Raw genomic sequence first — 6,805 nt, forward strand, 5'->3', positions numbered from 1 at the left:
AATACTGTGAAACTTAAAAAATTGTAACGGCTACATCTTCCCTACTCATAAGATTTCATAGCTTCTTCCACTTCTGCCAAGGTGACCCCAAACAACTCTAGGCGTTTGAGGAGTTGCTTGCCGTTGGAATAGCCAATTCGGAGAGCCTCTCCTAAATATTCTCTTCGCTTACGGCTATCTGCTCCTGCTAGAAAACCAAGGCGAATCAAGTCGCTACGGCTGATGTCAAACTGACTCTCATATTCAAATTGTTCCGTCACCTGAGCTAGAGCCGTTTTCAGGTCTTCATAGCTGGCATGCTCAATTCCCAGAGACCGTCCCTTGGTTTTGGACTTGGGAACAGCTTCATCTCGTTTGAGGAAGGCATGTTGAACTGTTGGAATAGCCGTCATGATCATGCGCCGAATCCGCTCCCCATTAAAATCCGGGTCTGTAAAGACAATGACTCCATGACGTTGGTGCAGGCGCTGAATCCGCTCTATATCCTTGTCATTGATGGCAGAACCTCGAGTCTCATAGGTCTCCACATCGAAATAACGCTTGAGATTGGCCGTATCATCGCGACCTTCAACCACGATGACTTGGGAAATTTTTTCTTTCATTACTTGTTGTCCAATCCAAAAATGCGCTCTGCATTTGCAGTCGTTGCCACCGCTAGCTCTTCTGTCGTCATGCCACGCAAATCCGCGATAAAATCTACTACATAGCGAGTATAGGCTGTTTTGTTTTCGCGACCACGTTTAGGAACAGGAGCCAAATAAGGCGCATCCGTTTCTACCAAAATCTTGTCCAAAGGAAGTTCTCTAGCCGCCTCTTGGATATCGGTTGCCTTCTTAAAAGTCACCACTCCTGAGAAGGAAATAGTCATACCAAGCGCGACAAACTTCTCTGCCCATTCAAGAGTTCCTGAGAAAGAATGCATGATACCACCTCGAGGACCAACGCCCTCGCTTTTGATAATCTCATAGGTATCTTCCAGCGCATCACGGGTATGGACAACAAAAGGCAAATCCAAGTCCTTAGATAACTGAATCTGACGGCGAAAAACCTGCTCCTGCACTTCCTTAGGCGCTGTCATCCAATGGTAGTCCAAACCAATCTCACCCAAGGCAACTACTTTGGGATGCTTGAGCTTGTCAAGCAAGTAGGCTTCAATCTCCTCTGTATAAGTACCAGCTTCTGTAGGATGCCAACCAATAGTTGCATAGAGTTGGTCATATTCATCCACCAACTCTAAAGCACGCTCAATCGTCGGTTTATCAAAACCAACAATATTCATCTGTGTCACACCCATCTCAGCAGCCAAAGCAATTTCTTCTGCCTCACGACCTGCAAATTCTTCTACATTCAAGTGTGTATGTGTATCAAAAATCATCTCTTCTAACCTCGTTTTCTATCTTCTATTATACCAAAAAAGAGGAGGGGCACCCAATTTTTCGGTTTCCCTCCTCTCTTTAATAGAGAGCTATTCTGCTATCTTTTCTATCCGATATTGCCCATCTTCTATTCCACAGTTAGAGACAGAAGAGACTGGTTATATTGATAGAATATCCCTTTTCAGCTAAAGTGTGTGATTATCTTGGGTTCTCGCTTTGCTCACCCATCACTAGGATTGATGATTTCTCAAAATCCCCCTTATAATCTCACTTTAAGTAGAGAATAGAATTTTCTAGCTGTCCTATTTTCTACGTCTAGCCTTTCTTCCTAGCAAAGCAAAACCACTGGTTGCCGCCACTAGACCAAGACTAGCAAGTGCTGCACTTGATGCTGAACCTGTGTTAGGTAATTGTTTTCTAGCAGGTGACTGGTAGGTAACATCTTGCATTGTTCCTGCAGTTGCTTGCGGTGCACTTGTTGCCTGAGGAGCAGCATTAGGAGCCACTGGTCTCTTAGGAACTGTAACCATGGCAATGGCTTGCACTCCAATCGTTTCTGCTTCCTTCACATCTTCCACAGTTTTCGCATTTTCAATCTCTTTGAGAGCTGCTTGTTTTTCTGCTTCCACTCTTGCTAAAAGTTCTGCTTTTTCTTTATCAGAAAGCGGTGAGCCTTTGATTTCATCCTGCTTGTCCTTGGCAGCTTTTTCAATGGCCTTTTTAGCTGATTCTTTTTCAGTAGCTAATTGCTTAGAAGCTTGTGATTGAGCTGGGTTTTGTGAACCTGTGTGAGCTTGTCCGTCTGCCTGGCTATCACCGCCTGCATTCGCATTAGCATCTGAGCTTCCAGTATTGCCCCCATTATCTCCACCTGGTGTAGTTTCTGGCTTATACTCTGGTGTAACTTCTTGAGTTACAGATTCACCTTTCGCAGATTGTTGAACTGTATCTTTCCCTAGAATCGTCACTACTGAACCATCTGGGAATGTGATTGTTGCTGTACCATCTCCAGCTACAGTGATTGTCGCTCCGTCTAATGCTGAACCATTTGCTTGTAAAATAGCAACCTTAACTTTTTCTTTTTCTTCATCTGTTAAATGAGTTATATCTTTTACATCTACTCTTTGAGCAGGCGCTTTAACCGTTGATTTTTCAGCAGTCGGTTTAGTGCTATCTTGTGCTTTTGGATCTTGTGCTACCAATTGATTTCCTGGAATTGTAATAGCTGAACCATCTTTAAAGACGATTGTCGCTGTGCCATCTCCAGCTACTTCAACTTTAACATCGCTTCCGAATCCATTTGCATCTACTATAGCTTTTTTAACAGCTTCTTTTTCTTCATCTGTTAATCTTGTAGCTTCTGCTACTTTTGTAGGGTTAGCTGGGATGATTACTTTTGTCTTCTCTGCGATTGTTGGTTGCTCTTGTGTTGAAGTTTCCTCTTTTTGAACTACTAGACTGGTTCCTGGAATTGTATTGACTGAACCATCTGAGTATGTCAATGTCGCTGTTCCGTCTTTAGATACCTTAACATCTGTAGCAGTCGGATTTGCTTGTTTCACTTTCGTAGCTACTGCAGCTTGTTCCTCAGGTGTTAAGCTATGAGCATTTCCAACTTCTGTAGTTGCTGGCACCACTGCTGGATTTTGCGCGGCTTGTGTTGAAGCTTCATTGTCAGTATCTTTGGCTACTACTAGACTGGTTCCTGGAATTGTGTTTACTGAACCATCTCCATATGTTAGCGTTGCTGTTCCATCTTTAGATACCTTAACATCTTTCGCCGCTGGATTTGCTTCTTTAACCTTAGCTGCTACAGTATCTTGCTCCGTCTGTGTCAAGTTGTGAGTATTTTCAACAGGTACAAAGTTTCCTGGAACTTGCGCTGGGTTCTTCTCTGCATCTGTCTGAACTTTTGGAGTTTCTTGTTTACTTCCTTTTTCAACAAGTTTATCCCCTGTTATTGTATCTACAGATTTATCTGGATAGGTAATGACTACTGTTCCATCAGGTCTTACTTCTACCGTAGTTCCTGCTGGGAAGTTGTTCGCTTCCTCAACCGCTTTTTTAACCGTAGCTTGTTCTGCAGGTGTTAACTTCGTAGTATTTCCTACTTGTGTTTTTCCTGGGATAACCGGCTCGGTTCTTGACGCGATTGTTCCTGTCTCTTTGTTAGCTGGTGCTACTAATTTATCTTTGGAAATCGTATCACTTGAACCATCTTTATATGTGATAACAGCTGTTCCATCTGGTTTTACTTCTACTGTTGTTCCATCTGGGAATGTGTTCGCACCTTCAATGTTTTGACGAACTTGTTCTCTTTCTTCATCTGAAAGTTTTGCTGGATTTCCCACTTCCACTTTGTTTTCAGGAACTTTCGGTTCGAATTTAGATGCAATAGAGCCATCTGGTTGAACTTCATTTATCTTATGAATACCAGCTTCTTTCGCCGCGTTGATTTCATCTTTAGATTGACCTTTGTTGATGTCTTCAATCGCTTTATCTTTGGCCTTATTGATTTCTTCGATAGCTTTTTGTTTCGCTTCGTCTGATAAATCTTTATTGTTCTTGATTTCGTTAATGCGTTTTTGAGCTTCTTCTAGTATCTCAGCTTTTGCTTTCGCTTTTTCTTCATCAAGGTTTGTTACATCTGGTTTCTTAACTTCTGCATCAGCTTTTGGATTATATTTTTCAATATTTTCTTTTGCTTGATCTGCAATTTGCTTAGCTGTTCCTGCTGATGATGCTTCGTCAATAGCTTTGTTAGCTTCATCTTTAGCTTTATTGATTGCTTCTTCAGCTTTTTGTTTTTGTTCAGCCGTTAAATCTTTATCTTTCTTGATTTCATCAAGTTTTTTCTTAGCAGCGTCTTCTACTTGTTTTTTAGCATCTTCTTTCGCCTTAGCAAGATCGTTATCTTTATCAGCTGTGCCTAAGGAATCAACTACTTCAACCGGTACTTTTACAGTTACTTTAGTACCATCAGCTAGGGTTACTTCCACTTCTGCTTCTTTAGTTCCCGTTTCTGTTGTAGTTGGTTTAGAAATAACTTTCGCTGTCACTCCATCAGCTAGTGCTAATTGTTTTAGGATTTCTTCGTCAGTTAAGTCTTTACCTTTTTCTACAGTTGCTTTGCCTGATACTAAAGCAGTTTGTAAGTCTAACCCTGGTTTGAAGACATTTGTTGATTGACCTTTAGCAGTTTGTACTACTACATCTTCTTTTGGTAGATTTCCTTTTGGTGTTTCAACATTTCCTTGACCATCAACCTTGACATCGTCCTTGTTTAAGCCTGGATTTGCTTCAACAATAGCTTTCTTAACATCTTCTTTTTCTTTGTCTGTTAAGTTATTCGAATCTTTAACTTCTACAGGTGTGACAGGTTTCTTCAAAGCTGGAGTGACTACATCTTTTGCTGGTAAATCACCTTTTGATGTTTCAACATTGCCTTGACCATCAACCTTAACATCATCCTTGTTTAAGCCTGGATTTGCAGCTACAACAGCATCCTTAACAGCATCTTTTTCTGCATCTGTTAAGTTTTTAGGATCTTTAACTTCTACAGGTGTAACAGGTTTCTTCAAGGCTGGAGTTACAACTTCTCCTGCTAGTAAATTACCTCTTGGCGTTTCAACATTTCCTTGACCATCAACCTTGACATCGTCCTTGTTTAAGCCTGGATTTGCAGCTACAACAGCATCCTTAACAGCGTCTTTTTCTGCATCTGATAAGTTATTGACATCTTTAACAGGGACAAGATTTGTCGGTTTTTTCAAGGCTGGTGTCACTACATCCTCTGCTGGTAAATTACCTTTTGGTGTTTCAACATTTCCTTGGTCATCGACTTTGATATCTTTATCTGTTAAACCTGGATTATTTTTAATAATCTCTTCTACAACTTTAGCTTTTTCTGTGTCTGTCAGTTTAGATGGATTAACAACTTCAACTGGTGTTGTTGGCTTCTTCAAGGTAGAAGTTACAACATCTTTTGCTGGCAAGTTACCTTGTGGTGTTGTGACATTTCCTTGATCATCGACTTTGACTTTATCCTCAGTTAAACCTGGATTTGCCTCTACAACAGCTTTCTTAACCGCTTCTTTTTCTTTAACTGTTAGGCTATTTGGATTTTCTACTTCAACAAGTTTATTTGGTTTATTTAAGACTGTCGTTACAACATCTTCTTTTGGTAGATTTCCTTTTGGAGTTGTTACACTGCCATCAGGATTTACTGTAACATCACCTTTGTTTAAGCCTGGATTTGCAGCTGCGACAGCATCCTTAATGTCTTCTTTTTCTTTATCTGTTAAAGCATTAGGATTTCCAACTACAACTGGTGTTGTTGGTCTCTTCAGGGCTGGAGTTACTACATCTTTTGCTAGTAATTTATCACCATTCTTAGTTGTTACATTACCTTTGTCATCGACTGTAATATCATCTTTGTTTAGACCAGGATTTGCGTCAGCCACAGCTTTCTTAACTGCTTCTTTTTCTTCATCTGTTAAATGATTTGGATCAGCTACTACGACTGGTGTCGCTGGTTTATTCAGAGCTTGAGTAACAACTTTTTCTGCTTCCAAGTATCCTTTAGGAGAAGCTACATTTCCTTGATCATCCACATAAACTTCAGATTCTTCTAGTTGAGGGTTAGTCGCCACAATCGCTTTTTTAACAGCTTCTTTCTCTTCATCTGTTAAATGATTGATATCTGTAACCTTAACCTTTTCTTTTGGTGGAGTTAACTTTCTCTTAGCTGTTTCTGTAATATCTTGTGGAGTATGAACAGCAGCAATTTCTTGTCTACCTTTTTCTGTTGCCGATGCTATATCTTCTGGCGAAGTTGCATTATTGATGTTTTCTTCGTGTTTTGCTTTAAGGTCATCAACTTGTTTCTTCAATGCTTCTTTTTCTTTTTTAGATAATGCATTGTCTTCATCAATTTCAGCTTTTTCAGCATCTGCAGCTTTTGTTAGATCAGCTTTTGCTTTTTCCTTATCAGTTGCTTTTCTTACAGGTACTTCGATTTCATCTTTTGATCCGTCACCATAAGTAACTGCTACTACAACTACTTTCTTACCTACATTTGCTCCTGTTCCTTCCACAATTGCTCCGTCATTTTTGACTTGTTTGTCTGTCGGTTGTGGTTGTCCTTCTGGTACTACTACAGCGTCTGTAATTGCTTTTTTATCTGCTTCCGCTACTTTTTTATCTGTAGCTGGATCGACACTTACTGGTACTTCTCCTGCTGTAACTGTTGGAGTTGATTTATCCGCATCTGTTTGGTGCACTTCATCGATTGCTTTCTTACCGTCTTCTGTTGCTTTCGCTACTTCGTCAGTTGTTCCAGTTTTATCGATGTTTTCTTCTTGAGCTTTCTTAACCTTATCTACTTCTGCTTTCTTATCTGCTTTTTGTTGATCTGTTAAGTTTTTATC

At 40.3% G+C, this 6,805-nt stretch carries 3 protein-coding genes; all 3 read right to left on the reverse strand.

Translation table 11 applies throughout. The features are described 5' to 3' along the window. Nucleotides 1-41: 41 nt before the first annotated feature. Nucleotides 42-602 carry a ribonuclease M5 gene (gene rnmV / locus N8M20_RS05530; RefSeq protein WP_261079366.1) on the reverse strand — a complete coding sequence of 187 codons (561 nt, stop codon included), beginning with the start codon at nt 600-602 and terminating at the stop codon, nt 42-44. Next, a complete protein-coding gene (locus tag N8M20_RS05535) occupies nt 602-1,375 on the reverse strand; it encodes a TatD family hydrolase (protein ID WP_261079367.1) in 774 nt (257 codons plus the stop codon). Before N8M20_RS05535 ends, rnmV begins: the two co-directional genes overlap by 1 nt. Before the next feature lie 303 nt (nt 1,376-1,678). Further along, nucleotides 1,679-6,805: MiiA motif-containing surface protein (locus N8M20_RS05545; RefSeq protein ID WP_369010936.1), on the reverse strand; the 5,127-nt coding region annotated here is incomplete at its 5' end.

The organism is Streptococcus mitis (genome assembly GCF_946190275.1).
Lineage (GTDB): Bacteria > Bacillota > Bacilli > Lactobacillales > Streptococcaceae > Streptococcus > Streptococcus mitis_DC.